The sequence below is a fragment of the Delftia deserti genome (genome assembly GCF_042653485.1).
GTDB lineage: Bacteria > Pseudomonadota > Gammaproteobacteria > Burkholderiales > Burkholderiaceae_C > Comamonas > Comamonas acidovorans.
In genome coordinates, this window is sequence record NZ_JBHSIH010000001.1 from 5,984,739 (window position 1) to 6,007,966 (window position 23,228).

The 23,228-nt window shown below is 66.6% G+C and carries 23 protein-coding genes; 10 read left to right on the top strand and 13 right to left on the bottom strand.

Annotated elements, in window-relative coordinates:
• The 6 genes from mobA to ACFPFG_RS28315 all read right to left on the bottom strand — a co-directional run bounded on the left by mobA (nt 1) and on the right by ACFPFG_RS28315 (nt 5,824).
• Nucleotides 1-696 carry a molybdenum cofactor guanylyltransferase MobA gene (gene mobA / locus ACFPFG_RS28290; protein ID WP_380109253.1) on the bottom strand — a complete coding sequence of 232 codons (696 nt, stop codon included), beginning with the start codon at nt 694-696 and terminating at the stop codon, nt 1-3.
• A gap of 85 nt (nt 697-781) precedes the next feature.
• Nucleotides 782-1,918, bottom strand: a complete 1,137-nt coding sequence (gene moaA, locus ACFPFG_RS28295; protein ID WP_183021743.1) for a GTP 3',8-cyclase MoaA — start codon at nt 1,916-1,918, stop codon at nt 782-784.
• A gap of 65 nt (nt 1,919-1,983) precedes the next feature.
• On the bottom strand, nt 1,984-2,769 hold the full coding sequence (locus tag ACFPFG_RS28300; protein WP_088164124.1) for an SDR family oxidoreductase: 786 nt from the start codon (nt 2,767-2,769) through the stop codon (nt 1,984-1,986).
• A gap of 24 nt (nt 2,770-2,793) precedes the next feature.
• Nucleotides 2,794-3,393 (bottom strand): DUF2889 domain-containing protein, encoded by a 600-nt coding sequence (locus tag ACFPFG_RS28305; RefSeq protein ID WP_197955704.1) that lies wholly within the window; start codon nt 3,391-3,393, stop codon nt 2,794-2,796.
• Between the two features lie 74 nt (nt 3,394-3,467).
• Entirely contained in the window at nt 3,468-4,901 is a 1,434-nt protein-coding gene (locus tag ACFPFG_RS28310) for an aldehyde dehydrogenase family protein (protein WP_096913645.1), read from the bottom strand.
• A gap of 86 nt (nt 4,902-4,987) precedes the next feature.
• Entirely contained in the window at nt 4,988-5,824 is an 837-nt protein-coding gene (locus ACFPFG_RS28315; RefSeq protein WP_380109257.1) for a Crp/Fnr family transcriptional regulator, read from the bottom strand.
• A gap of 62 nt (nt 5,825-5,886) precedes the next feature.
• Here ACFPFG_RS28315 and ACFPFG_RS28320 point away from each other — a divergent pair, with 62 nt between their 5' ends.
• The 4 genes from ACFPFG_RS28320 (at nt 5,887) to ACFPFG_RS28335 (ending at nt 11,391) form a co-directional block, all read left to right on the top strand.
• Nucleotides 5,887-6,429, top strand: coding sequence for an Mpo1 family 2-hydroxy fatty acid dioxygenase (locus ACFPFG_RS28320; protein ID WP_183021739.1), 543 nt, complete (start codon nt 5,887-5,889; stop codon nt 6,427-6,429).
• Between the two features lie 153 nt (nt 6,430-6,582).
• Nucleotides 6,583-7,110, top strand: coding sequence for an inorganic diphosphatase (gene ppa / locus ACFPFG_RS28325; RefSeq protein WP_183021738.1), 528 nt, complete (start codon nt 6,583-6,585; stop codon nt 7,108-7,110).
• Between the two features lie 180 nt (nt 7,111-7,290).
• Nucleotides 7,291-9,060 (top strand): methyl-accepting chemotaxis protein, encoded by a 1,770-nt coding sequence (locus tag ACFPFG_RS28330; RefSeq protein WP_183021737.1) that lies wholly within the window; start codon nt 7,291-7,293, stop codon nt 9,058-9,060.
• A gap of 501 nt (nt 9,061-9,561) precedes the next feature.
• Nucleotides 9,562-11,391 (top strand): methyl-accepting chemotaxis protein, encoded by a 1,830-nt coding sequence (locus ACFPFG_RS28335; protein ID WP_380109259.1) that lies wholly within the window; start codon nt 9,562-9,564, stop codon nt 11,389-11,391.
• A 3-nt stretch (nt 11,392-11,394) separates the two neighbouring features.
• Here the strand turns inward: ACFPFG_RS28335 and ACFPFG_RS28340 are convergent, their stop codons facing one another.
• Nucleotides 11,395-12,618 carry a GNAT family N-acetyltransferase gene (locus tag ACFPFG_RS28340; RefSeq protein ID WP_312376005.1) on the bottom strand — a complete coding sequence of 408 codons (1,224 nt, stop codon included), beginning with the start codon at nt 12,616-12,618 and terminating at the stop codon, nt 11,395-11,397.
• 86 nt (nt 12,619-12,704) lie between these two features.
• Between ACFPFG_RS28340 and ACFPFG_RS28345 the strand changes: the two genes are divergently transcribed.
• Entirely contained in the window at nt 12,705-14,360 is a 1,656-nt protein-coding gene (locus ACFPFG_RS28345; protein ID WP_374622583.1) for an NAD+ synthase, read from the top strand.
• A 71-nt stretch (nt 14,361-14,431) separates the two neighbouring features.
• Nucleotides 14,432-14,770: a P-II family nitrogen regulator gene (locus ACFPFG_RS28350; protein WP_012206673.1), complete on the top strand. Its 339-nt coding sequence runs from the start codon at nt 14,432-14,434 to the stop codon at nt 14,768-14,770.
• A 101-nt stretch (nt 14,771-14,871) separates the two neighbouring features.
• Here ACFPFG_RS28350 and ACFPFG_RS28355 read toward each other — a convergent pair whose 3' ends face one another.
• From ACFPFG_RS28355 to ACFPFG_RS28380, 6 genes are read right to left on the bottom strand one after another with little or no spacing between them, the layout of a single operon-like run.
• On the bottom strand, nt 14,872-15,465 hold the full coding sequence (locus ACFPFG_RS28355; RefSeq protein ID WP_012206672.1) for an LOG family protein: 594 nt from the start codon (nt 15,463-15,465) through the stop codon (nt 14,872-14,874).
• Nucleotides 15,462-15,875 (bottom strand): diacylglycerol kinase, encoded by a 414-nt coding sequence (locus ACFPFG_RS28360; protein WP_183021733.1) that lies wholly within the window; start codon nt 15,873-15,875, stop codon nt 15,462-15,464. The genes ACFPFG_RS28355 and ACFPFG_RS28360 overlap by 4 nt, the downstream gene beginning before the upstream one ends.
• Nucleotides 15,876-15,915: 40 nt before the next feature.
• Nucleotides 15,916-16,461 (bottom strand): RDD family protein, encoded by a 546-nt coding sequence (locus ACFPFG_RS28365; protein ID WP_380109263.1) that lies wholly within the window; start codon nt 16,459-16,461, stop codon nt 15,916-15,918.
• A 29-nt stretch (nt 16,462-16,490) separates the two neighbouring features.
• Nucleotides 16,491-17,342, bottom strand: a complete 852-nt coding sequence (locus tag ACFPFG_RS28370) for a DUF3106 domain-containing protein (RefSeq protein ID WP_380109265.1) — start codon at nt 17,340-17,342, stop codon at nt 16,491-16,493.
• Between the two features lie 20 nt (nt 17,343-17,362).
• Nucleotides 17,363-17,815 carry a DUF3619 family protein gene (locus ACFPFG_RS28375; RefSeq protein ID WP_380109267.1) on the bottom strand — a complete coding sequence of 151 codons (453 nt, stop codon included), beginning with the start codon at nt 17,813-17,815 and terminating at the stop codon, nt 17,363-17,365.
• A complete protein-coding gene (locus tag ACFPFG_RS28380; protein ID WP_374622593.1) occupies nt 17,812-18,384 on the bottom strand; it encodes an RNA polymerase sigma factor in 573 nt (190 codons plus the stop codon). Before ACFPFG_RS28380 ends, ACFPFG_RS28375 begins: the two co-directional genes overlap by 4 nt.
• Nucleotides 18,385-18,661: 277 nt before the next feature.
• Here ACFPFG_RS28380 and ACFPFG_RS28385 point away from each other — a divergent pair, with 277 nt between their 5' ends.
• From ACFPFG_RS28385 to pssA, 4 genes are all read left to right on the top strand, one after another.
• Complete coding sequence (locus tag ACFPFG_RS28385) at nt 18,662-20,443, top strand: acetolactate synthase 3 catalytic subunit (protein ID WP_013801506.1); 1,782 nt, start codon at nt 18,662-18,664, stop codon at nt 20,441-20,443.
• Nucleotides 20,444-20,597: 154 nt separating this feature from the next.
• Nucleotides 20,598-21,089 carry an acetolactate synthase small subunit gene (gene ilvN, locus ACFPFG_RS28390; RefSeq protein WP_012206665.1) on the top strand — a complete coding sequence of 164 codons (492 nt, stop codon included), beginning with the start codon at nt 20,598-20,600 and terminating at the stop codon, nt 21,087-21,089.
• 77 nt (nt 21,090-21,166) lie between these two features.
• A complete protein-coding gene (gene ilvC / locus ACFPFG_RS28395; RefSeq protein ID WP_183021728.1) occupies nt 21,167-22,183 on the top strand; it encodes a ketol-acid reductoisomerase in 1,017 nt (338 codons plus the stop codon).
• A 209-nt stretch (nt 22,184-22,392) separates the two neighbouring features.
• Nucleotides 22,393-23,226: a CDP-diacylglycerol--serine O-phosphatidyltransferase gene (gene pssA, locus ACFPFG_RS28400; protein WP_012206663.1), complete on the top strand. Its 834-nt coding sequence runs from the start codon at nt 22,393-22,395 to the stop codon at nt 23,224-23,226.
• Nucleotides 23,227-23,228: the final 2 nt, after the last annotated feature.

Below are 23,228 nucleotides of genomic sequence, written 5' to 3' on the forward strand. Positions count from 1 at the left end.
CTACAACGGGGTGGCTGCGGCGCGCGCCAGCGCCTGCAGCTCCTGCTGCGTGTTGGCGTTGGCAAAGGCCAGCGGGCTGTCGCCCGCGCGGTCGAAGAGGGCCGTGGCGCAGCGGTGCTGGCCCGTCCATGCATCGATCTTGCGGCCGCCCGAACGTATGAACGATTGCAGACTATCACGCAGCGATGACCGCATCAGGCAGAACACGGGCTGGGCCCGCAGCAGGGATTGATCTGCGTCAAGCGAGCGCTCCCAGCCATGGGCGACGACGATGTCGGCCGCAGGCTGCTGCGACAGCGCCGCCTGCACAAGCCGCTCCACAAGGTCCAGCGGGAACAGCGGCGTATCGCAGGGCACGCAGACCAGCCAGGGCGTCCGGCAGTGCATCAGGCCGCTCAGGAAGCCGGCCAGCGGGCCGGGATAGTCGGGTTCGGCATCGGGCCAGACCGGCGCACCGTAGGCCGCGCCCAGTTGCGCATAGGCCTCGGCATGGCGATTGGCATTGATCAGCAGATGCCCGACCTGGGGAGCCAGGCGGTCCAGCGCATGGGCTGCCAGCGGCTGACCCAGAAAGGGCTGCAGCCCCTTGTCGATGCCGCCCATGCGCATGCCGCGCCCGCCTGCCAGCACGCAGCCCGTGATGTCGTTCAGGGGCAGGGGGGCGGGCTGGACAGCGGGCTGGGAAGAAGGAGGCATGTGGGGCGGGAGGGAGCAGCGGGAAAAGGAGTAGGGGGCGAGGCGGCGATGGCAGGGCGCCGACGCCCCGCGCGCGCCGCGCGGATCAGCCGCCGATGTAGCTCATCTCGATGCGCCTGCGCTGCGTGCCGTTACTGGCCGGCAGGCTGGCGCGCAGTTCGGAATAGCGGTCGCTGCGCTGCTGCCAGATGGGGGCCAGCGCGGCGGCGACCTCGGCATCGCTGGCGCCGCTGCGCAGCAGGCTGCGCAGGTCCCAGCCTTCGGAGGCGAACAGGCACAGGTACAGCCGGCCTTCAGTGGACAGGCGCGCGCGGTTGCAGTCGCCGCAAAAGGCATGGGTGACGCTGCTGATCACGCCGACCTCGCCCAGCGATGGGTCGTGCAGGCCGCGCGCGTCGGCATAGCCCCAGCGCACGGCCGTCTCGCCGGTGGCGCTGGCCTGCAGCGGCACCAGGGGCAGCTCGGCGCGCAGCCGGGCGATGACCTCGTCGGAGGGCAGGACCTCGTCCATGCGCCAGCCGTTGGTCGCGCCCACATCCATGTATTCGATGAAGCGCAAGGTCACGCCCGTGCCCTGGAAGTGGCGCGCCATGGGCAGGATCTGGTCTTCGTTGGTGCCGCGCTTGACCACCATGTTGACCTTGATGTTAGTCAGGCCCGCGGCCTGGGCCGCCTCGATGCCGGCCAGCACGTCGGAGACCGGGAAGTCCACGTCGTTCATGCTGCGGAACACCGCGTCGTCCAGCCCGTCCAGGCTCACGGTGACGCGGTTCAGGCCGGCGTCCTTGAGCGCGCGGGCCTTGCGGGCCAGCAGGGAGCCGTTGGTGGTCAGCGTCAGGTCCAGCGGCTGGCCGCCGGGCGTGCGCAGGGCGGAGAGCTGCTCCACCAGCGTTTCCACGTTCTTGCGCAGCAGCGGCTCGCCACCCGTCAGCCGGATCTTCTGCACGCCGTGCTGCACGAACAGGCGCGCCGTGCGCGTGATTTCCTCGAAACTCAGCAGCGAGCCGTGCGGCAGGTAGCGGTAGTTCTTGTCGAAGACTTCCTTGGGCATGCAGTAGCTGCAGCGGAAGTTGCAGCGGTCGGTGATGCTGATGCGCAGGTCGCGCAGCGACCGGCCAAGCCTGTCCTGCAGATCGCCGGTGGGCGTCTGCAGCAGACTTGGCACGGCGGCCGGGCGCGTGGGGGCGCGCTCGTCGACCAGGGGGATCACTCGTTCTGCCATGCCTGCGATTTTGCCCGAATGCCTATGTCCAGGCACTGCGCAAGCCTGCAGTTCTTGATCTGTGTCTAGACGCAGCGTGCCCCGTCCACCTCGATGCAGGTGCCGCTGATGAAGGCGGCCTCGTCGCTGGCCAGATACAGCGCGGCATTGGCCACGTCCCCTGCGGTGGAGAAGCGGCCCAGCGGAATGGTCGCCAGAAAGCGTGCGCGGCGCGCTTCGTCCACCGGGCCGCCGGCGAACTCGGCGGCCAGGCCGGTGTCCGGATTGAACACGGGGTTGATGCAGTTGACGCGGATGTTCTCGGGCCCGAGCTCGGCCGCCATGGACTTGCTGGTGATGATGACGGCTCCCTTGGAGCCGTTGTACCAGGTCAGCCCCGGGCGCGGGCGCAGGCCGGCCGTGGAGGCGATGTTGATGAAGCTGCCGCCGCCAGGGCGGCCATCGGCCAGCGCCGGGTTGGCGCGCATGGCGGGCACGCCGTGCACGGCAGAGAGGTAGATGCTCTTGACGTTGATGGCGTAGACACGGTCGAACTCTGCCTCGCTGACTTCGAGCATGGGGCGGTTGCGGTGCGTCCAGCCCGCGTTGTTGACGAAGGCATCGAGCCGGCCATGCGCCTGCAGCGTGGCCTCCACCAGGGCCTTGACCTGTTCGCTGCTTGTCATGTCCGCCTGCACGAAAAGTGCCCGGCCGCCTTCGGCGGTGATGGACTGCGCCACGCGCGTGCCGGCCTCGCGGTCGATGTCGTTGACGATGACGCGGGCACCTTCGGCGGCCAGCCGCTGCGCGATGCCGGCCCCGATACCGCTGCCGGCGCCTGTGACGATGATGGATTTGTCCTGGACACGCATCGGGCTTTGCTCCTCGGTCGGGGTTCAGGCCCCCTGGGCTTCGGTGGTTGCTGTGGACGCCGGGATCGGGGTGGCGTCGCCTGTACTGGGCTGCCAGCCCACGAATTGCGGGTAATAGCGCGCCACGCCGGGGCCGTTGAAGTCCCAGCCAAGGCACTGGCCCAGGTGGCGTGGCGGCTGGCTGGGATCGGCATCGCCAAAGACGCCTGGAACGGACTGGAAGGCGGCCGTGGCCATGTTGAACAGCAACTCGCGCAGATGCGTGCAGCTGGCCACGCCGCCCAGGTTCTCGTTGATGGCCTTGCGCCAGCCGCGCGCCATGCTGCAGCCGACCATTTTCTGCATGGCCCGCGTGGCCTCGGGGCAGTGGCCCAGCGGGTGGGAGTCCATGACGACCTCGATGGCCTGCACCGCCAGACGGGCATCGACCGTGGTGCGTATCCACATGTGGTGTATGGCCGTGCCGGCGGGCATGTGGCGGCCGCCGCTCAGTTCGATGTCATGGGTCTTGCTGTCGCGCAGCTCGCCTTCGATATCCCAGAGGCCGTCGGCGCGGGCGTAGCTGCGGTAACGCACGTCGCGTTCATGCTGGGGCGTGCGGTCGGGAATGGGGGACAAGGGCATGGGGACGCTGTTCTTTCTGTCGCGGGCCGCCGGCTGGCGCCGGGCATCCCGCGATTTTCCGTCATGCGCGAAGATCAGCCATGCCGTATGGCGACGGTCTTCAGCGTGGTAAAGCCGTAGAGCGCCTCGAAGCCCTTTTCGCGGCCATGGCCGCTGGACTTGACGCCGCCGAAGGGCAGCTCCACGCCGCCGCCGGCGCCGTAGTTGTTGATGAAGACCTGGCCGCAGCGCAGGCGCCGCGCCATGCGCAGCTGGCGCGCACCGTCGCGCGTCCACAGGCCGGCCACCAGGCCGTAGGCCGTGCCGTTGGCCAGTTGCACGGCATGGTCCTCGTCATGGAAGGGCATGGCGCAGAGCACGGGGCCGAAAATCTCTTCCTGCGCCAGCCGGTGCTCGGGCGGCACGTCGCGCAGCAGGGTGGGTGCCTGGTAAAAGCCGCTGTCGGGCGCATCCTCCACGATCTGGCCCTGCGCCACCACGGCAATGCCGGCCACCTGGGCGTCGGACAGGAAATCCCAGACGCGCTGCTGCTGGCTGGCGCGGATCAGCGGCCCCAGGTCCAGGTCCATGGCGGCCGGGCCCACGCGCAGCGCCTCGAAGGCCTGGCCCAGGCGTTCGAGCAGCGGCTCGTAGATCAGCGAGTCGATCAGCACGCGCGAACCTGCCGAGCAGGTCTGGCCCGCGTTCTGCACGATGGCGTTGACGATGGCGGGCACGGCCGCATCGAGGTCCGCGTCTGCAAACACGATCTGCGGGCTCTTGCCGCCCAGCTCCAGCGTGACGGGGCAGTGGCGCTCGGCAGCCGCCTGCTGGATCAGCGTGCCCACGCCGGGGCTGCCCGTGAAGCTCAGGTGGTCCACGCCGGGATGGCGCGCCAGCGCCTCGCCCACCTCGTGACCCAGGCCGGTGACCACGTTGAAGGCGCCGGCCGGAAAGCCTGCCTCGGTGGCCAGCCGCGCCACGCGCAGCACGGACAGGCAGGCGTCTTCCGAGGGCTTGACCACACAGGTATTGCCCGCGGCCAGCGCCGCGCCCACGCTGCGGCCCAGGATCTGCATGGGATAGTTCCAGGGCACGATGTGGCCGGTCACGCCGTGGGGCTCGCGCCAGGTCAGGGCGCTGTAGCCCTGCTGGTAGGGCAGGGTCTCTCCGTGCAGCTTGTCGCAGGCGCCTGCATAGAACTCGAAGTAGCGCGCCAGCGCCAGCACATCGGCACGGGCCTGGCGCGTGGGCTTGCCGCAATCGCGCTGCTCGATGGCCGTGAGTTCATCGGCATGCTGGAGCACGCTGCCCGACAGGCGCATCAGCAGGCGCCCGCGCTCTGCGGCAGAAAGCTTGCTCCAGACGCTGTCCTGGCACTCGCGCGCAGAGCGCACGGCCAGGTCGATGTCCTGGGGCGAGCCGCGCTGCAGCTCGTCGAAAGCCTGCCCGTCCGACGGGTCCAGCACGGGGATCGTGCGCCCCGATTCCGTGGGCACGGACGCATTGCCGATGTAGTGGTATTGCATGGAGCCCGATTGTGGGGTGCCCGCGCCGCTTGTCCAGTCCCGGGCGTTGTTCCGCCCCCTCGCTCGCCTTGGCGACTCCAGCGGCTTCAGTCCTCGGGCCAGCCCGCGTCGCGCAGGCCCTGCCGGTCCAGGACCTCCATCTTGCCGCGCCGCAGTTGCAGGCAGCCGGCCTGCTGCAGCTCCTGCAGGATCTGGTTGGTGGTCTGGCGCGACAGGCCCAGCATGCGCGCCAGCTGTTCCTGGGAAACATCCAGCTCGCGGCGCCAGCGCTGGCGGCCCAGGCCGTCCGGCTGCCACTGGTCAAAGCCTTCGGCCATGCGCACCAGGCGCCGCGCCAGGCGCTGCGGCGCAGGCAGCAGCGTGTGCTCCTCCAGCGCCATCAGGCACACGCGCAGCTTGTCGGTCAACAGCAAGGCCAGCGCCTGCCAGTGTTCGGGATGGGCTGCCAGCCATGCCTGCAACGGGGCCTGGGGCACGTGCAGCACGGTGCAGGCCGTGGCTGCCTGGGCGTCGTGGGTGCGCTCGGCTCCATCGAACAGCGCGATTTCCCCCAGCCACATGGGAGGCTCCACCAGGGTCAGCAGTGCTGTGCGGGCCTGCTCGCCACAGGCGGCCGTTCCCGAGATGCTGAGCGCACCACGCGCCACCGCGTACAGGCCGCAGGGCGGGTCGCCCCGGCGGAACAGCCAGTCGCCTGCGGCCAGCGTGCGGGGCTGGGCCAGTGCCTTGAGCTGCGCGGCCAGCTCTGGCGGCAGGGCGTGGAACCAGCGGCCTGCCTCGATGGTGGCCCAGAGGTCGGCCATGCCCGGCGGGCCGGCCGCCGCGCGGCGCCGTACGCCGCGCGGGGCGGCGTGGGCTGCCGGAGCTGCCGGGGCGGGTGCGGGTAAGCCCGAGGTGCGCGATGAGGCTTGTGTCGGATCCATGACAGACGCCAATCCTTGATGACACCACCATGGTTGCGCAACATCCACCGCAGGTGCAGCCTATGAAAACCCTCATCGACCAACTGTCCCAGTACGCGGACTATCACCGTGATCCGCGCAACATCCTCACGCACTTCGTCGGCGTGCCGCTGATCATGTGGGCGGTGGTGATTTTGCTGGCCCGCCTGCAGTGGGCCGCCCCCTTGGGCGACGGCCTGCCCGAGCTGCCATTGAGCCTGGCCCTGCTGGCGGCACTGGCGGCAGGCATCTACTACTGTCTGCTGGACCTGCGCTACGGCATCGCCATGGCCCTGGTGCTTGCCCTGATGCTGGCGCTGGCCCAGCCCATCGCCATGCTGCCGATGGGGGCTTGGCTGGGCTGGGGCCTGGGCATCTTCGCCGTGGGCTGGGTGATCCAGTTCGTGGGCCATTACTACGAAGGCCGCAAGCCGGCTTTCCTGGATGACATCGTGGGCCTGGTCATAGGGCCGCTGTTCGTGCTGGCCGAGCTGGGCTTTGCCCTGGGCCTGCGCCGCGAAGTGCAGCAGGCGGTGGAGCAGCGCAGCGGTCCCGTGCAACGGCGCGCGGGCGGCGCACACGCCTGAAAACGGCCCGGGCGCTGCAAGCTTGGCGCAGGCTTGGCGCCGTAGCATGGCAGGCGTTCCTGCGGAGCCATCCGTGGGGGCGTGTGCCTGCGCCTAAAATCACGCTGCTATCCCCCTGCGGGGGCTTTTTTGTTTCAACTCTCCTCATCCATCATGTCTTTCGACAAAGTCACACCGGGCAAGAACGCTCCTGAAACCTTCAACGTCGTGATCGAGATCTCGGCCAACTCCGATCCTATCAAGTACGAAGTGGACAAGGAAAGCGGCGCCGTCTTCGTGGACCGCTTCATGGGCACGGCCATGCACTACCCGGCCAACTACGGCTATGTGCCCCAGACGCTGTCCGGCGACGGCGATCCGGTGGACGTGCTGGTGATGACGCCCTTCCCGCTGCCCCCGGGCGTGGTGGTGGCCTGCCGCCCCATCGGCATCCTGCTGATGGAAGACGAGTCCGGCGTGGATGGCAAGGTCCTGGCCGTGCCCACGCAAAAGCTGCTGCCCGCCTACGACAAGATCAACTCGCTGGAGGACATCCACGAGATCACCCTCAAGCAGATCCAGCATTTCTTCGAGCACTACAAGGACCTGGAAAAGGGCAAGTGGGTCAAGGTGCTGGGCTGGAAGGGCGTGGACGAGGCCAAGAAGGAAGTCGTGGACGGCATCGCCAACTACAAGGGCTGATCCCTTTCACTCCCGTCGAGGGAGTCTCAACTGCGCTGAGGTAAATGCCCGCTTCGCAGTTGATACAATTTGAAACGCACCCGGTGCCTAGGCGCCGGGTGCGTTTTTTGTTTTGTCGTGGATCAGGGTTTGGACAGATCAATCAAGCGCTGATGGGGACATCGGCCCGGGAGCGAGCAAATGAAGGTGGCAGATTGGCGCATGGGCACGAAGCTGGGCATGGGATTCCTCGTCATGGTCCTGTTCTCGGCTGTTCTGGGAGCGGTGGCCTGGTTGCAGCTGGCGCAGATGCACCGCAACGCATTGCATTTGTCGGATGTGGCCCTGCCCAGCATGTTCCATGCGGGCGCCATGCGCTCCGAGTACAACCGCCTGCGCCGCCATGAGGCCGGCATTGCCTCGGCGCGCAGCCTGGGCGAGGTCGATGGCTTTGCCAAGCAGGTGCAGGACCGACTGAAAACCATTGGCGAGCATGAGACGGCCCTGCGCGCGCTGATCGACCAGGAGGGCCTGCGCACAGCCTTTGACGACTACCTCGGCTTCAAGCAGCAGTTCCTGGCCATGCATGCGCGCCTGCTGGAGCGCGCGCGTGCCGGCAACTACTCGACCACCGAGGAGCAGGCCTTCATGGCCGACGAGATGGGGCTGATGTTCGCCGGCGAATCCGAGGCGCAGTTCGGCAAGCTGGCCGAAAGCGCCGGCCGCCTGCTGACCCTGCAGCGCGAGGCGGGCGAGCAGGCACGCCAGCAGGCGCAGGCCGGCTTTGACCTCGCCCGCATCTGGGTGCTGGGCACGCTGGCCGTGGTGGTGGCCATTGCCGCCCTGGTGGGCTGGGCCATCACGCGTGCCGTGACCGGCCCCGTCGCCCAGGCCGTCCATGTGGCGCGCAACGTGGCGGCCGGCCATCTGGAGACGCCGGTCACCAGCCGCCGCCGCGACGAAATGGGCCAGCTCATCAACGCGCAGGAAGACATGCGCCGCAAGCTCGCCGAGCTGGTGGGCGAGGTGCGCGGCAACGCGCAGGGCGTGGCACTGGCCGCGGGCGAGATCGCCCAGGGCAATGCCGATCTGTCGGCGCGCACCGAAAGCCAGGCCAGCGCGCTGGAGGAAACGGCGGCCTCCATGGAGCAGCTGGGCGCCACCGTGCGGCAGAACGCCGACAGCGCGCGCCAGGCCAACCAGATGGCCGCCTCCGCATCGGGCATTGCCGCGCGTGGCGGCGAAGTCGTGGCCCGGGTGGTGGACACCATGAAGGGCATCAACGACAGCAGCCGCCAGATCGCGGACATCATCGGCGTGATCGACGGCATTGCCTTCCAGACCAATATCCTGGCGCTGAACGCCGCCGTGGAAGCGGCCCGCGCAGGCGAGCAGGGCCGGGGCTTTGCCGTGGTGGCGGGCGAGGTCCGTTCGCTGGCCCAGCGCAGCGCCGAGGCGGCCAAGGAGATCAAGGCGCTGATCCAGGCCAGCGAGCAGCGCGTGGAGCAGGGCACGCAACTGGTGGACAAGGCGGGCGAGACCATGTCGGAAATCGTCACCGCCATCCGGCGCGTGACGGACATCATGGGCGAGATCAGCGCGGCCAGCAGCGAGCAGAGCGCGGGCGTGGCCCAGGTGGGCGATGCCATCACGCAGATGGACCAGGCCACGCAGCAGAACGCGGCCCTGGTGGAGCAAAGCGCGGCCGCCGCCCAGTCGCTGCAGCAGCAGGCACAGGCCATGGTGGCCTCGGTCTCGGTATTCCGCACGGCGGCTGCCGATGCGCCGGCTGTCACCGTGGCGACTGCCGCAGCATCGCGCGCAACGGTTGTTGCCTCCTTGGCATCGCGTCCGGCCCTGGCTCCCATGGCCGCCGGGCCGGCGCAACAGATCGCTGCGGCCACCCCGGCCAAGGCCACCAAGAACACCAAGGCGACCACCGCCGACGATGAGGAGTGGGCCGCGTTCTGAGGCCTCACGCGCAGTTCAGCTCCATTTTCTGGCGGCGCCATGCTTTGCATGGGGCCGCTTTCTTTTTGCTTTTGGTGCTGAGCTGGCGCAGGTAGGGTGCGAGAGGCTGTGGCACAAATCTGCCAGTGAAGGTTTCTGCCTACTACCCGTACCTGAACTTGTCCTGAACAATGCCTGGATACTGGCAGAATGTAAGTGGATGTAGTCCTATTCTTACAGCGTGAACAACGGCGGCTTCTGGCGCCGCTCCCTAGGAACGAAGGGATATCCCGTGATCACCTTGTTCTCATGGCCGCCAGGCCTGGCGGCCACCAGTCTCCCAGCAGACCGCGCCACCGCGGTGGCTCTTCCTCTCCGATTCCTGCCAACTATCCGACTTGCGCGGTTGCGGCAGATCTGTTTTTGCGAAGTCCGTGCCGGGCCTGGTTGACGCCTGTACATGGCGCAACACAAAGCCGGGCACAACAACAAGATGGCAGGACTTCGACAAGAAAGACGAATGTGAAAAACCTCAAGATCTCAACGCGCATGCTGGGCACCTTCGGCCTGCTGGTGGTGCTGCTGCTGGCCGTGGTGGCCGCAGCCCTGGTGCAACTGCGTTCCATGCGCGCCAGCATGGAAGTCATCACGGGCAACGCCATGCCCAGCGTGGAAGTGATCAACCAGATAGGCACCGATGTCGTGCGTACCCGTTTGCTGGAGGTACGCCATGTCAACAACGACGATGCCGCCTACAAGACCGATTCGGAAAAGCAGCTGGAGCAGCTGCAGCGCCGCCTGGCCGAGCGCAAGAAGGCCTACGAGCCGCTGCTGTCCTCCGACGAAGAGCGCAGGCTCTACGCGCAACTGCTCCAGGAACGCGATCGCTACCAGCAGCTGAGCCAGCAGGTGCTGGCGCTGTCGCGCCAGGGCGAGAAGGAAAAGGCCCAGGCCGTGCTGGGCGGCGAGTCGCTGAAGCTCTACAACGAATCGTCGAACACGCTGGATCTGCTGGTCAAGCTCAACAGCGATGCCGCCTTGCAGGAAAGCCGCAATGCCGAAGCCGTGTACGGGCGCTCGGTCGTCGTCCTCAGCGTGGCGGCGCTGGCCGCCGTGCTGCTGGCCGTGCTGGCCGGCCTGTGGCTGACGCGCTCCATCCGCGCGCCGCTGGCGCATGCGGTCGATGCCGCAGACCGCGTGGCCAACGGCGACCTGGGCGGGACCATCCGCATCGACCGCCATGACGAAACCGGCCTGCTGCTGGGCGCACTGCAGCGCATGCAGTCCAGCCTGGTGCAGACTGTGCGCAGCGTGCGCCAGAACGCCGAAGGCGTGGCCTCGGCCAGCGCGCAGATTGCCTCCGGCAATGCCGACCTGTCCAGCCGCACGGAAGAGCAGGCCAGCGCCCTGGAGCAGACGGCAGCCTCCATGGAGGAGCTGGGCTCCACCGTGCGCCAGAACGCCGACAACGCACGCCAGGCCAATCAGCTGGCGCTCAATGCATCCAGCGTTGCGCGCCGTGGCGGCGAAGTGGTGGCCGAGGCCGTGGAGACCATGAAGGGCATCAACGACAGCAGCCGGCGCATCGGCGACATCATCGGCGTGATCGACCCCATTGCCTTCCAGACCAACATCCTGGCGCTGAATGCCGCCGTGGAAGCGGCGCGCGCGGGAGAGCAGGGCCGGGGCTTCGCCGTGGTGGCGGGCGAGGTGCGATCACTGGCCCAGCGCAGCGCCGAGGCCGCCAAGGAAATCAAGGCGCTGATCACGGCCAGCGTGGAGCGTGTCGAGCAGGGCTCGCAACTGGTGGACCGCGCGGGCACGACCATGAGCGAGGTGGTGGCCGCCATCGGCCAGGTCACCGACATCATGGGCGAGATCAGCTCGGCCAGCACCGAGCAGAGCTCCGGCGTGGCACAGGTCGGCGAAGCCGTCACGCAGATGGACCAGACCACGCAGCAGAACGCGGCCCTGGTCGAGGAAAGCGCGGCCGCCGCTGCCGCGCTGCGCAAGCAGGCGCAGGACCTGGTCGAGGCCGTGGCCGTCTTCCAGTTGCCCCGTGGCGCCACGGACAGCCATGCGCATGTGCCGCACAGGGTGGCGGCACCGGCCAGCACCGCAGCGCGCCCCGCAGCCCCGCCTGTCCGGCCCGCTCCGCCCGCCAGCCCTGCGCGGCCCGCGGCCCTGGGCGGCGGCGGTGCGGCTGCAGGTGGCGAGACGCTGGCCCGCCGGCTTGAGCGCGATGCCATACCCCCCATCCGGCCGCGCGCCGGACCCACGCAGGCCGGCAAGCCGGCACCACGCCAGCCCGGCCAGCCCGGGCAGGGCGATGACGACTGGGAAACCTTCTGAGCCCTACCCCTGGCGCAGCGGGCTGTGGGCCTGCAGCTCCTGCAGATAGCCGGCCATGCCCTCGCCCTCGCGGTCCAGAAAGCGCGAGATGGCATCGGCAAAGGACGGGTGGGCAATCCAGTGGGCGCTGGGGGTGACCACGGGCAGCAGTGCCCGCGCCATCTTGTGCTCGCCCTGGGCGCCTCCCTCGAAGTGCGCAATGCCGCGTTCTATGCACCAGGCGATGGGCTGGTAGTAGCAGGCCTCGAAATGCAGGCAATCCACGCGCTCCAGTGCGCCCCAGTAGCGGCCGTAGGCCGTTCCCTGCGGGGTCTGCGGTGCGTGGGCGCGCCCGTCCGGATGGCCCGCTGACAGCCTTGCGGCCGCAGCATCCAGCGCGATCAGGCTGCAGGCAATGGGCTGGCCGTCGCGCTCGGCGATGAACATCAGCCAGGCCTCGGGCATCTGGCGCGCCATGGCCTCGAAGAAGGCCGGTTCGAGGTACGGGGCGTTGCCATGCTCCAGGTAGGTTCGCTCGTGGCAGCGGTAGAAAAAGGCCCAGTCCTGTGCGCCCATGTCCGGCCCGTGCAGGGCGCGAAAGCGCACGCCGGCCTCATGCACCTTGCGCCTTTCCTGGCGTATCTTCTTGCGCTTTTCCTGGTTCAGCGTCGCCAGGAAGTGGTCGAAATCGCCGTGCCCGGCGCCATCGGCGCCCTGGTTGCTCCAATGGAACTGCACGGTGCTGCGCTGCATCCAGCCGTCGGCATCGCAGGCTGCCAGATCCTCGGCATCGCTGAACAGCAGGTGCAGCGAGGACAGCTGCTGCGCCTGGGCCCATTCGCGCACCGCGCGCACCAGGGCTGCACGCAGCAAGGGCGTGCGCGCCAGCAGGCGGCTGCCCGGCACGGGCGTGAAAGGCACGGCCAGCACGCCCTTGGGGTAGTAGTCCAGCCCGTGCTGTGCGTAGGCACGTGCCCAGGCAAAGTCGAACACGTACTCGCCATAGGAGTGCGCCTTGGCGTAGACCGGGCAGGCGGCAACCAGCTCGCCGCCCTGCCAGAGCGTGACCACGCGGCCGGCCCAGCCGGTTTGCGGCACGGCGCTGCCGCTGGATTCCAGAGCGCTCAGGTACTCGTGGCGCATGAAGGGCGTGGGCGCGGCCTGCGATGCCAGCAGCGCATTCCAGGCCTGGGCATCGAGCTGCTGCACGCTGTCCAGCACGCGGGTGATAATTGCGGTTTCAGCCATGCCATTCCTTGCGGGCCGGTGTGACGCGCGCTGCCGCCTTTCGCTGTGGGGTGGCCTTGTCGGCCCTGTTGGCTCCATTGCATTCCATGACGCTCTCCATCTGCACTGCCCAGCTCAACTTTGTCGTGGGCGACCTGCCCGGCAATGTCCAGAAAATCATTGCCGCAGCCCGTGAAGCTTATGCCACGGGAGCACGCTTGCTGCTGACTCCCGAGCTTGCCCTGTGCGGCTATGCAGCCGAAGACCTGTATCTGCGCCCCGCCTTTCTGGATGCCTGCGATCAGGCCGTGCAGCAGCTCGCGCGGGAGACCGTGCAGTGGCCGGGCCTGGCGCTGGTGCTGGGCCATCCCTGGCGCGACCCGGGCGCCGGTGGCGCGTTGCGCAATGCGGCCAGCGTGCTGCGCGACGGGCGCGTGGAATGCAGCCATGCCAAGCAGTGCCTGCCCAACTACGGCGTGTTCGACGAGCAGCGGTACTTTGTGGCCGGCCAATCGCCCTGCGTGATCGAAGTGCAGGGCGTGCGCGTGGGCTTGCTGATCTGCGAGGACGCCTGGCATCCCGAACCCGCGCGCACAGCTGCCCAGGCCGGTGCGCAATTGCTGGCCGTGATCAATGCCTCGCCCTTCCATGAGGGCAAGCAGGCCGAACGCGAAGCCACGCTGGCCGCGCGTGCGTGCGAGATGGGCCTGCCCCTGGTCTACGCACATCTGGTCGGTGGCCAGGATGAAATCGTCTTTGATGGCAGCTCCTTTGCCGTGCAGGCGGACGGCTCCATTGCCGCGCGTGCACCGGCATTTGCCGAGGCCTTGCCGCGGGTGGAGGTCCGCACGGGCGGGCAGGGGCAGGGGCTGGTGCTGGCAGGCGAGGTGGTTGCGCAGCCAGGGCACCTGCCGGCGCTGTGGTCCGCCCTGGTGCTGGCCGTGCGCGACTACGTGGGCAAGAACCGTTTCCCCGGCGCCCTGCTGGGCCTGTCGGGCGGTATCGACTCGGCCCTGGTGCTGGCGATTGCAGTCGATGCACTGGGCGCGGACAAGGTGCATACGGTGATGATGCCTTCGCCCTATACGGCCGACATCAGCTGGATCGACGCGCGTGACATGGCCGAGCGCGTGGGCGTGCGCTACGACGAAATCTCCATCGCACCGCAGTTCGAGGCCTTCAAGGCCGCGCTGGCCCCGGCCTTTGCAGGCCGCGCCGAGGACACGACCGAAGAAAACCTGCAGGCCCGCATCCGTGGCACCTTGCTGATGGGCCTGTCCAACAAATTCGGCTCCGTGGTCCTGACCACGGGCAACAAGAGCGAGATGTCCACCGGCTACTGCACGCTCTATGGCGACATGGCCGGCGGCTTTGCCGTGATCAAGGACGTGCTCAAGACCGAGGTCTTTGCGCTGGCGCGCTGGCGCAATGCCAACGATCCGTTCGGCACGGGGCTGGACCCCATCCCGGATCGCATCATCACGCGCCCGCCCAGCGCCGAACTGCGCCCGGACCAGAAAGACCAGGACAGCCTGCCCGCTTATGAGGTGCTCGATGCCATCGTGCGCCGTTACATGGAAAATAACGAAAGCATCGCCTCCATCGTGGCCGACGGATACGCCAGCGCCGATGTGGAGCGAGTGACGCGCCTGATCCAGATCAACGAGTACAAACGCCGGCAGGCGCCCGTGGGGCCGCGACTGACGCGCCGCAGCTTCGGCAAGGATTGGCGCTACCCCATCACCAACCGCTTTCGCGCTTGAAGCACCTGAGGCGGCGGGGTTTCCCGGCCAGCCGTCTTGCCCCGTATTGCATGCACTGAGGAGTTCACCCCATGAAAATGATCACCGCCATCATCAAGCCGTTCAAGCTGGAAGAGGTCCGCGAGGCACTGGCCGACTGCGGCGTCAACGGCCTGACCGTCACCGAGGTCAAGGGCTTTGGCCGCCAGAAGGGCCATACCGAGCTTTACCGCGGCGCTGAGTACGTGGTGGACTTCCTGCCCAAGGTGAAGATCGAGGTCGTGGTCCGCACCGAGGACGTGGACCGCTGCGTGGACGCCATCGTCAACGTGGCGCGCACGGGCAAGATCGGTGACGGCAAGATCTTCGTCACTGCCGTGGAGCGCGTGGTGCGCATTCGTACCGGCGAGCTCGACGACGGAGCCATTTGAGTCCGGGAGCAGGGCAGGGCGCATTCGGCGCCCTGCATTCCTGATATCTCGACGCTGGCGGCCATCCTCTGCAGGGTGGCCGCTTTCGTTTCCGCTTCGGTTCAGATCACGGCGCGCAAGGGGGCCGTCTCCAGGCCCGTGCCGGCGTTCTGCACCAGGGATTGCAGCAGCGTGGGGATGTCGCTGCCGCTTTCGATCAATCCCATCTGCCACTCGCCCATGAAGCCGTGGCCCACGCAGGTCTGCAGGAACTGCAGCATGCTGTCGTAGTAGCCATCCACATTGAGCAGGCCGATGGGCTTGTCGTGGTAGCGCAGCTGGCGCCAGGTCCAGACCTCGAACAATTCCTCGAAGGTGCCTATGCCGCCGGGCAGGGCGACGAAGGCATCGCTGCGCTCGGCCATCATGGCCTTGCGCTCGTGCATGGTCTGGACGATATGCAGCTCGTCGCAGGCATGGTTGGCCAATTCCTTGTCCACCAGCGCCTGCGGAATCACGCCCACGACGCGGCCGCCGGCCTGCCGCGTGGCCTCGGCCACCTCGCCCATCAGGCCGCTGCGGCCGCCTCCATAGACCAGCTGGCCGCCGTGCTCGCCGATCCAGCGGCCGGTGGCGCGGGCCGCCTCGATGAATCCGGGCTGGTCGCCGGGACGCGAGCCGCAATACACACAAATGGAAAACGTGGGATTTGTCATGCAATGAACCGTTGATAGAGGGCGGCCAGCCAGACGCCGGCGCACAGCAGCAGCGCCAGCATCACGGCCGCGCTGCCCATGTCCTTGGCCTGCTTGGACAGAACGTGCCATTCGGGGCCTATGCGATCGACCACGGCCTCGATGCCGCTGTTGAGCAGCTCCACGATCAGCACCAGCAAGACCGTGCCCGCCAGCAGTGCGACCTCGATCCAGCTGCTTGCCAGCCAGAAGGCGGCAGGGATCAGCACGATGGCAGCCAGCGCTTCCTGGCGGAAGGCTTTTTCATTCCATCCGGCGCGAAGGCCTGACAGCGAATAGCCCGCCGCGTGCCAGACACGCGTCAGGCCTGTGCGGCTTTTCTGGGGATTGACAGGTGCACTGTCGGTCGGGTCGGGAGATGCGGCGGGCATGCTTGCGAGTGTAGGAGATGCGACGCTGCCTCTGGGCCTGTCAGCGCTTTTTCCTGGGTGCCGGTGCCTGGTGGATCAACTGGGTGCCAGCCCATGCGTCATGCCAGAACTGGCGGCGCGGATGCAAGCGGCTCAGAAGTGCCCAGAGCGCCACCCACAGCACCAGCAGCATCAGCGTGGTCAGTGCAGGCACGCCGGTCGAATAGGCCGCCAGCGGCGGCAGCAGCCAGATCCAGCTGAACACATAGCGCCGCAGCGCGCGCAACTGGCTGACGGGCTGGCCTGCCGCATCCACCAGGCGGATGTGCCAGGTCTTCATGGCCAGCGTCTGGCCCTTGGACCAGAACCAGACGAAATAGATGCCCAGCACCACGAACATGAAGGCCTGCAGCCCATGGCGGTTGTCCATGGCATTGCGCGTCTGCGACAGGGTGCCGAACAGATAGCCTGCAATGAAGACCACGCCGAACAGCAGCATGCCCTCGTAGAGCCAGCAGGCCATGCGCCGCGCCAGTCGCGGGGCCATCTGTGGGGAGGCTGCGGTTGCGGCTGCCGTGGTGGAGGCGGGGGATGTGGCGTTCGTCATGCGGACGGGGAGATCGGTGCGTCAGTGCGTCAATGCGAGGGGGGCGCTTCGCCGTGCGATGGCTGGGATGCAGCATCGGGGCTGTCATGCAGTTCCATGGGCGGCAAAGGCATGGGCGTGGCCGAGGGCACCTCGACAGGCGCCGTCTCCACCAGCGCCGGCGGGCGCACGGGATGGGTTTCCACGGCCGCAGGCGATGGGGCCTGGGGCACGGGAAGCGGCGGGTTGTAGATGGTGGCGGGCGGAATCTTCGGCGGATTCGGAATGGTGGCCGGAGCCACCGAGGCTGCCGGAATCCGCGCCAGCCGCTTGGGCGCAACAGGTTCTATGGCAGTGGCGGCGCCCTTGGCCTTGGGCGCGGCGCGCGCGGCCAGCAGGCGTTTTTCCTCGTCGCTGAGCGCCTGGTAGGCCTCCCACTGGGCGCGCTTGTCCGTGGCCAGGCGGTTGGTCAGGGCGAAATTCAGGCGGGCCTGGCTGCGCTGCTGGGCGCTGAGGCTGGACCAGGTCTGCATGCGATCGCGCAGCTTTTCCTGCTCTTTTTCACTGAGCTTGTCCCAGCCCTCGGCCAGCGCCATCCAGCGGCGCTTTTGCAGCGCGTCCATCATGGACCAGCGCTCGGACAGGGGTTCAAGCACGCTGCTCTGCGCCGGTGTCAGCTCTGCCCAGCGCGGGCCGGAGGCCAGGTCCGTGGCGCGCTGGCGCGTGGCCGCATCACCGTGCAGGGTCTTGGAGGCTGCGATCGTGGCCGGCGAGACGGTGCTGGGTGCCAGCCTTACCTGCTGCACGACGCGCCAGCCGGTCCAGGCCAGCGCCATCAACAGCACCGCCGCCAGGATGGCGGCGGCTGAGCGGTGGAACGCGGCGCGTGAATCAGTGGGCATGCAGGCAGGCAAGGCGGGGATCAGCGTTCCGTGTTGGTGGCCGAAGTCTTCAGGTACTGGATGAAGCCGGGGTCGGCGTAGGCGGCGGGCGGCAGATCATCGGTCAGCAGGGCGGTATCCACCTCGGCAACCTCGGTCAGACCTGTCTGGTCCGTCTGCACGTTGACGACCACCAGGCCAACGATCAACGCCAGCACCGGCACGGCCGAGATCAGGGCGCGCCACCAGGTGCCGCCTTCGTCGCCCGAGCCCAGCGTCAGCGTGCCGCCCTGGGCCTGGATTGCGTTGGCGGTCTGCAGCGGCGCAGCGCGCAGCTCGCGCCGGCGAACGGACAGGGCACGCTCGCGCGCGGCCCGCAGCCGTTCGGTGATGTCGTATGGCAGCAACGCCTCGCCGTCGCCCAGGCGCGCGGTGATCCGGCGTGCGATGCGGTCGGCCGCCATTTCGCTGTGGAGAGTGGGCGCAGTCTTCATAGCTCGATTCCTTTGGCCTTCAGTGCCTTGCTCAATGTCTGGATGGCGCGGAAACAATGTGTTTTTACACTTCCTTCGGAACACCCCATCGCGGCAGCGGTCTCCGCGACGTCCATCTCTTCCCAATAACGCATCAGGAAAGCTTCGCGTTGACGTGCTGGAAGCTCCTGTATCTCTTTTTCAATGCTTTGCAAAGTCTGGGCCCGCTCGGTCAGATCCTCGGCGCTGCGGGCGGTTTCACCGTTCTGGGCGGAGTCGGCATAGGTTTCGAGCCAGTCGAAGTCCGCATCGTCGCCGGCCGATGCCTCCAGGTCGCTCATGCGGGTGAAGAGGGCGTTCTGCGTTTTTTGCCTGCGAAACCAGTCCAGCGTGCTGTTGGACAGGATGCGCTGGAACAGCATGGGCAGCTCGGTGATGGGCTTGTCGCCATAGTGCTGCGCCAGCTTGAGCATGCTGTCCTGCACGATGTCCAGCGCCGCCTCCTCATCCCGGACGTGGAAAAAGCTGCGCTTGAAGGCTCGCTTTTCTACGCTTTTGAGGAAGTCGGATAGTTCTTGCTCGGTTGCCAAAAGGAACGCAGGCCCGGATGAGGGGCTCGTTGATGAGGGGCTGAACGGGTGCGGGGCCTGATTATCGCACCGCACTGTCAATTTTTTTCGCAGGATGGCGCGCAGGCTTGTTGCAGTGCGATAATGTCTGCTGCAATTCAAAAAGGCAAACGGGTCACGGTCCGGCGTTTACTCACTCGCCCATGTCTGTTGGTCCTAAGTCCCGCACCGGCCTCACAAGGGCTTCAGGCAAGGGGCACCCAAGGTTTTTCGTTAGAGAAATTCACAAAGGTTGATCATGGAAATTTCCAAAGCCGAGTACTCCAGCGCGGCAGCAGCGGCGTCGCAGTCCCATGCATCCCAGGAGCTGATGGGCTCCGAGATCCTCGTCAAGTCCCTGCAGGCCGAAGGTGTCAAGCAGCTTTGGGGCTATCCGGGCGGTGCGGTTCTGTACATCTACGACGCCCTCTACAAACAAGATTCCATTCAGCATGTGCTGGTGCGCCACGAACAGGCGGCCGTGCATGCGGCAGACGGTTTTGCCCGTGCCACGGGTGAAGTCGGCGTGGCCCTGGTGACCTCGGGTCCCGGCCTGACCAACGCCGTGACCGGCATTGCCACCGCCTATACCGATTCCATTCCCCTGGTCGTGATCAGCGGCCAGACCTCGACGGCCTACATCGGCACCGATGCGTTCCAGGAATGCGACACCGTCGGCATCACCCGCCCCATCGTCAAGCACAACTTCCTGGTGAAGGATGTGCGCGAGCTGGCGGACACGATGAAGAAGGCCTTCCACATCGCGCGCACCGGCCGTCCCGGCCCCGTGGTGGTGGACATTCCCAAGGACGTGTCCTTCAAGAAGGCGCTCTACGCCGGCTACCCCGACAAGGTGGAGATGCGCTCCTACAACCCGGTGCGCAAGGGCCATGCCGGCCAGATCCGCAAGGCGCTGCAGTTGCTGCTGGCCGCCAAGCGACCCTATATCTACACGGGCGGCGGCGTTCTGCTGGGCAATGCCTGCAACGAGCTGCGCACGCTGGTGGACATGCTGGGCTACCCGGTCACGCATACGCTGCTGGGCCTGGGTGCCTATCCGGCCAGCGACCGCAAGTTCCTGGGCATGCTGGGCATGCACGGCACCATCGAAGCCAACAATGCCATGCAGAACTGCGACGTGCTGCTGGCGGTGGGTGCACGCTTCGATGACCGCGTGATCGGCAACCCCAAGCATTTCATGTCGGTGGAGCGCAAGATCATCCACATCGACATCGATCCCTCTTCCATCTCCAAGCGCGTGAAGGTGGACGTGCCCATCGTGGGCGACGTCAAGGAGGTGCTGACCGAGCTGATCTCCATGATCCGCGAGGCAAGTGCCCGTCCCGACGCAGCGGCCCTGGGCCAATGGTGGGAGACCATCGAAGGCTGGCGCAGCCGCGACTGCCTGCAGTACAGCCGTGGCGATGGCTCGGTCATCAAGCCGCAGTACGTGGTGGAGACGCTGTGGAACATGACCCGCGACGCCGATGCCTACATCACGTCCGACGTGGGCCAGCACCAGATGTGGGCCGCGCAGTACTACCGCTTCGACGAGCCGCGCCGCTGGATCAACTCCGGCGGCCTGGGCACCATGGGCGTGGGCCTGCCCTACGCCATGGGCATCAAGCTGGCCAAGCCCGAGTCCGAGGTGTTCTGCATCACGGGTGAAGGCTCCATCCAGATGAACATCCAGGAGCTGGCCACCTGCCTGCAGTACAACACGCCGGTCAAGGTGGTGTCGCTGAACAACCGCTACCTGGGCATGGTGCGCCAGTGGCAGGAGATCGAGTACTCGGGCCGCTACAGCAGCAGCTACATGGACTCGCTGCCCAACTTCGTGAAGCTGGCCGAGGCCTATGGCCACGTGGGCATGCTGATCGAGCGCCCCGAGGACGTGGAGCCCGCCCTGCGCGAGGCACGCAAGCTCAAGGACCGCACGGTGTTCATGGACTTCCGTACCGATCCCACCGAGAATGTGTTCCCCATGGTGCAGGCCGGCCGTGGGATCACCGAGATGCTGCTGGGAGCTGACGACCTCTGAGCATGGTCCCTTGCGGGATCTGCCCGGGTTCATTCCTGCCGCATCCGTTCCAGTGAGCCGTCCTCGAGGCGGCCCCTTTGACGAATCTATTGCCTGCCAAGCCCGACGTTTACCGGCGCCGGGGGAGGGCAGCGAAAAGAGGAATCTTTCTTTCATGAAACACATCATTGCCGTGCTGCTCGAAAACGAGCCGGGAGCCTTGTCGCGCGTGGTGGGCCTGTTCTCGGCCCGCGGCTACAACATCGAATCGCTGACCGTGGCCCCCACGGAAGACGCATCGCTGTCGCGCATGACCATTCAGACGAATGGCTCCGAAGACGTGATCGAGCAGATCACCAAACACCTGAATCGCCTGATCGAGGTCGTCAAGGTCGTGGACCTGACCGAAGGCTCCTATACCGAGCGCGAGCTCATGATGGTCAAGGTCCGCGCCGTGGGCAAGGAACGCGAGGAGATGAAGCGCATGGCGGACATCTTCCGCGGCCGCATCATCGACGTGACCGAAAAGAGCTACACGGTCGAGCTGACCGGCGACCAATCCAAGAACGACGCCTTCCTGCAGGCGCTGGACCGCACGGCCATTCTGGAAACCGTGCGCACCGGCTCCTGCGGCATCGGCCGCGGCGAACGCATCCTGCGCGTTTGATGCGCTGCGACGCATCTGAACCTGAAACCTGTCCCCTTCCCCTTTCAACCCCTACACACACGAAGCCTGGAGCCAACATGAAAGTTTTCTACGACAAGGACTGTGACCTGAGCCTGATCAAGGGCAAGACCGTTGCCATCATCGGCTACGGCAGCCAGGGCCACGCACATGCTCAAAACCTGAACGAAAGCGGCGTGAAGGTCGTGGTCGGCCTGCGCAAGGGCGGCGCTTCCTGGGACAAGGTCGCCAAGGCTGGCCTGACCGTCGCGGAAGTCGACGACGCCGTGAAGGCCGCCGACCTGGTCATGATCCTGCTGCCGGATGAGAACATCCCCGAGGTCTACACCAACAACGTGGCCCCCAACATCAAGCAGGGCGCCACGCTGGCCTTTGCCCACGGCTTCAACATCCACTACAACCAGGTCGTGCCCCGCGCCGATCTGGACGTGATCATGGTCGCCCCCAAGGGTCCTGGCCACACCGTGCGCTCCGAATACCTCAAGGGCGGCGGCGTGCCTTCGCTGATCGCCGTGTACCAGGACAAGTCCGGCAAGGCGCGTGACCTGGCCTTGTCCTATGCCATGGCCAACGGTGGCGGCAAGGGCGGCATCATCGAGACCAACTTCAAGGAAGAAACCGAGACCGACCTGTTCGGCGAGCAAGCCGTCCTGTGCGGCGGCGCGGTGGAACTGGTGAAGATGGGCTTCGAGACCCTGACAGAAGCCGGCTACGCTCCCGAAATGGCCTACTTCGAGTGCCTGCATGAGCTCAAGCTCATCGTGGACCTGATGTACGAAGGCGGCATCGCCAACATGAACTACTCGATCTCGAACAACGCCGAATACGGCGAGTACGTGACGGGTACCGAAGTCATCAACGACAAGTCGCGCGAAGCCATGCGTGCTGCCCTGAAGCGCATCCAGACGGGCGAATACGCCAAGATGTTCATCCAGGAAGGTCGCACCAACTACCCGAGCATGACGGCCCGCCGCCGCATGAACGCCGACCACGCCATCGAGAAGGTCGGTGGCCAGCTGCGCGCCATGATGCCCTGGATCTCCAAGAACAAGCTGGTTGACCAGAGCCGCAACTGAGATTGCTGCATTCCATCTTGCCTGGGTCGCGCAAGCGGCCTACGCAAGGTGCAGGACAAGGCCACCCCGACGGGTGGCCTTTTTCGTGCAGGGAAGGGGGCAGCGCGAAGGTACACTGACTCTTTCGGGGCGGCGCGGTCCGCTCCCTTAGAATACTATCGTTTTAATAGCTGCCCGCGCCCGTAGGCGCTGTGCTGGAGGCTGGATTGATGCAAAACCACAATGAGTCCAACGAGATTGAGGGCGTGGTGGTGCGCAAGCGCCGCAAGGGTATCTACATCCTGCCCAACCTGTTCACGCTGGCCGCGCTGTTCGGTGGCTTCTACGCCATCGTGATGGCCATGAATGGCCGCTTTGAACTGGCTGCCGCAGGCGTGTTCTGCGCCATGGTGCTGGACAGTCTTGACGGCCGCGTGGCACGCATGACCAATACGCAAAGCGCCTTTGGCGAACAGATGGACTCGCTGTCGGACATGGTGTCCTTCGGTGCCGCTCCGGCCTTGATCGCCTATGAATGGGCGCTCAAGGGCATTGGCCGCTGGGGCTGGATTGCCGCCTTTGTCTATTGCGCCTGCGCCGCACTGCGGCTGGCGCGTTTCAACGTGAATACCGGCACGGTGGACAAGCGCTGGTTCCAGGGCCTGCCTTCGCCTGCTGCTGCGGCGCTGGTCACGGGCTTCATCTGGCTGCTGGACGAAGCGGGCCTGCTGCGCGGCCAGGATGCCTGGCTGAGCTGGACGCAGATCACCTGGATCATGTTCTTCCTGACGCTGTACGCGGGCCTGACCATGGTCACCAATGTGCCGTTCTACAGCTTCAAGGACGTGCACTTCAAGAAGAGCGTGCCGTTTGCCGCCATCGTGCTGATCGCCCTGGGCATCGCCATCATCAACATCCACCCACCCATCGTGCTGTTCGGCGTGTTCCTGCTCTACGGTTTCTCGGGCTATGGCGTCTACGCCTGGCGCAAGGCCAAGGGCCAGCGCACCAGCGTCATCAGCACTTCGACCGACGAGCCCGAGGAGCGCGGCCTGCACAAGTGATG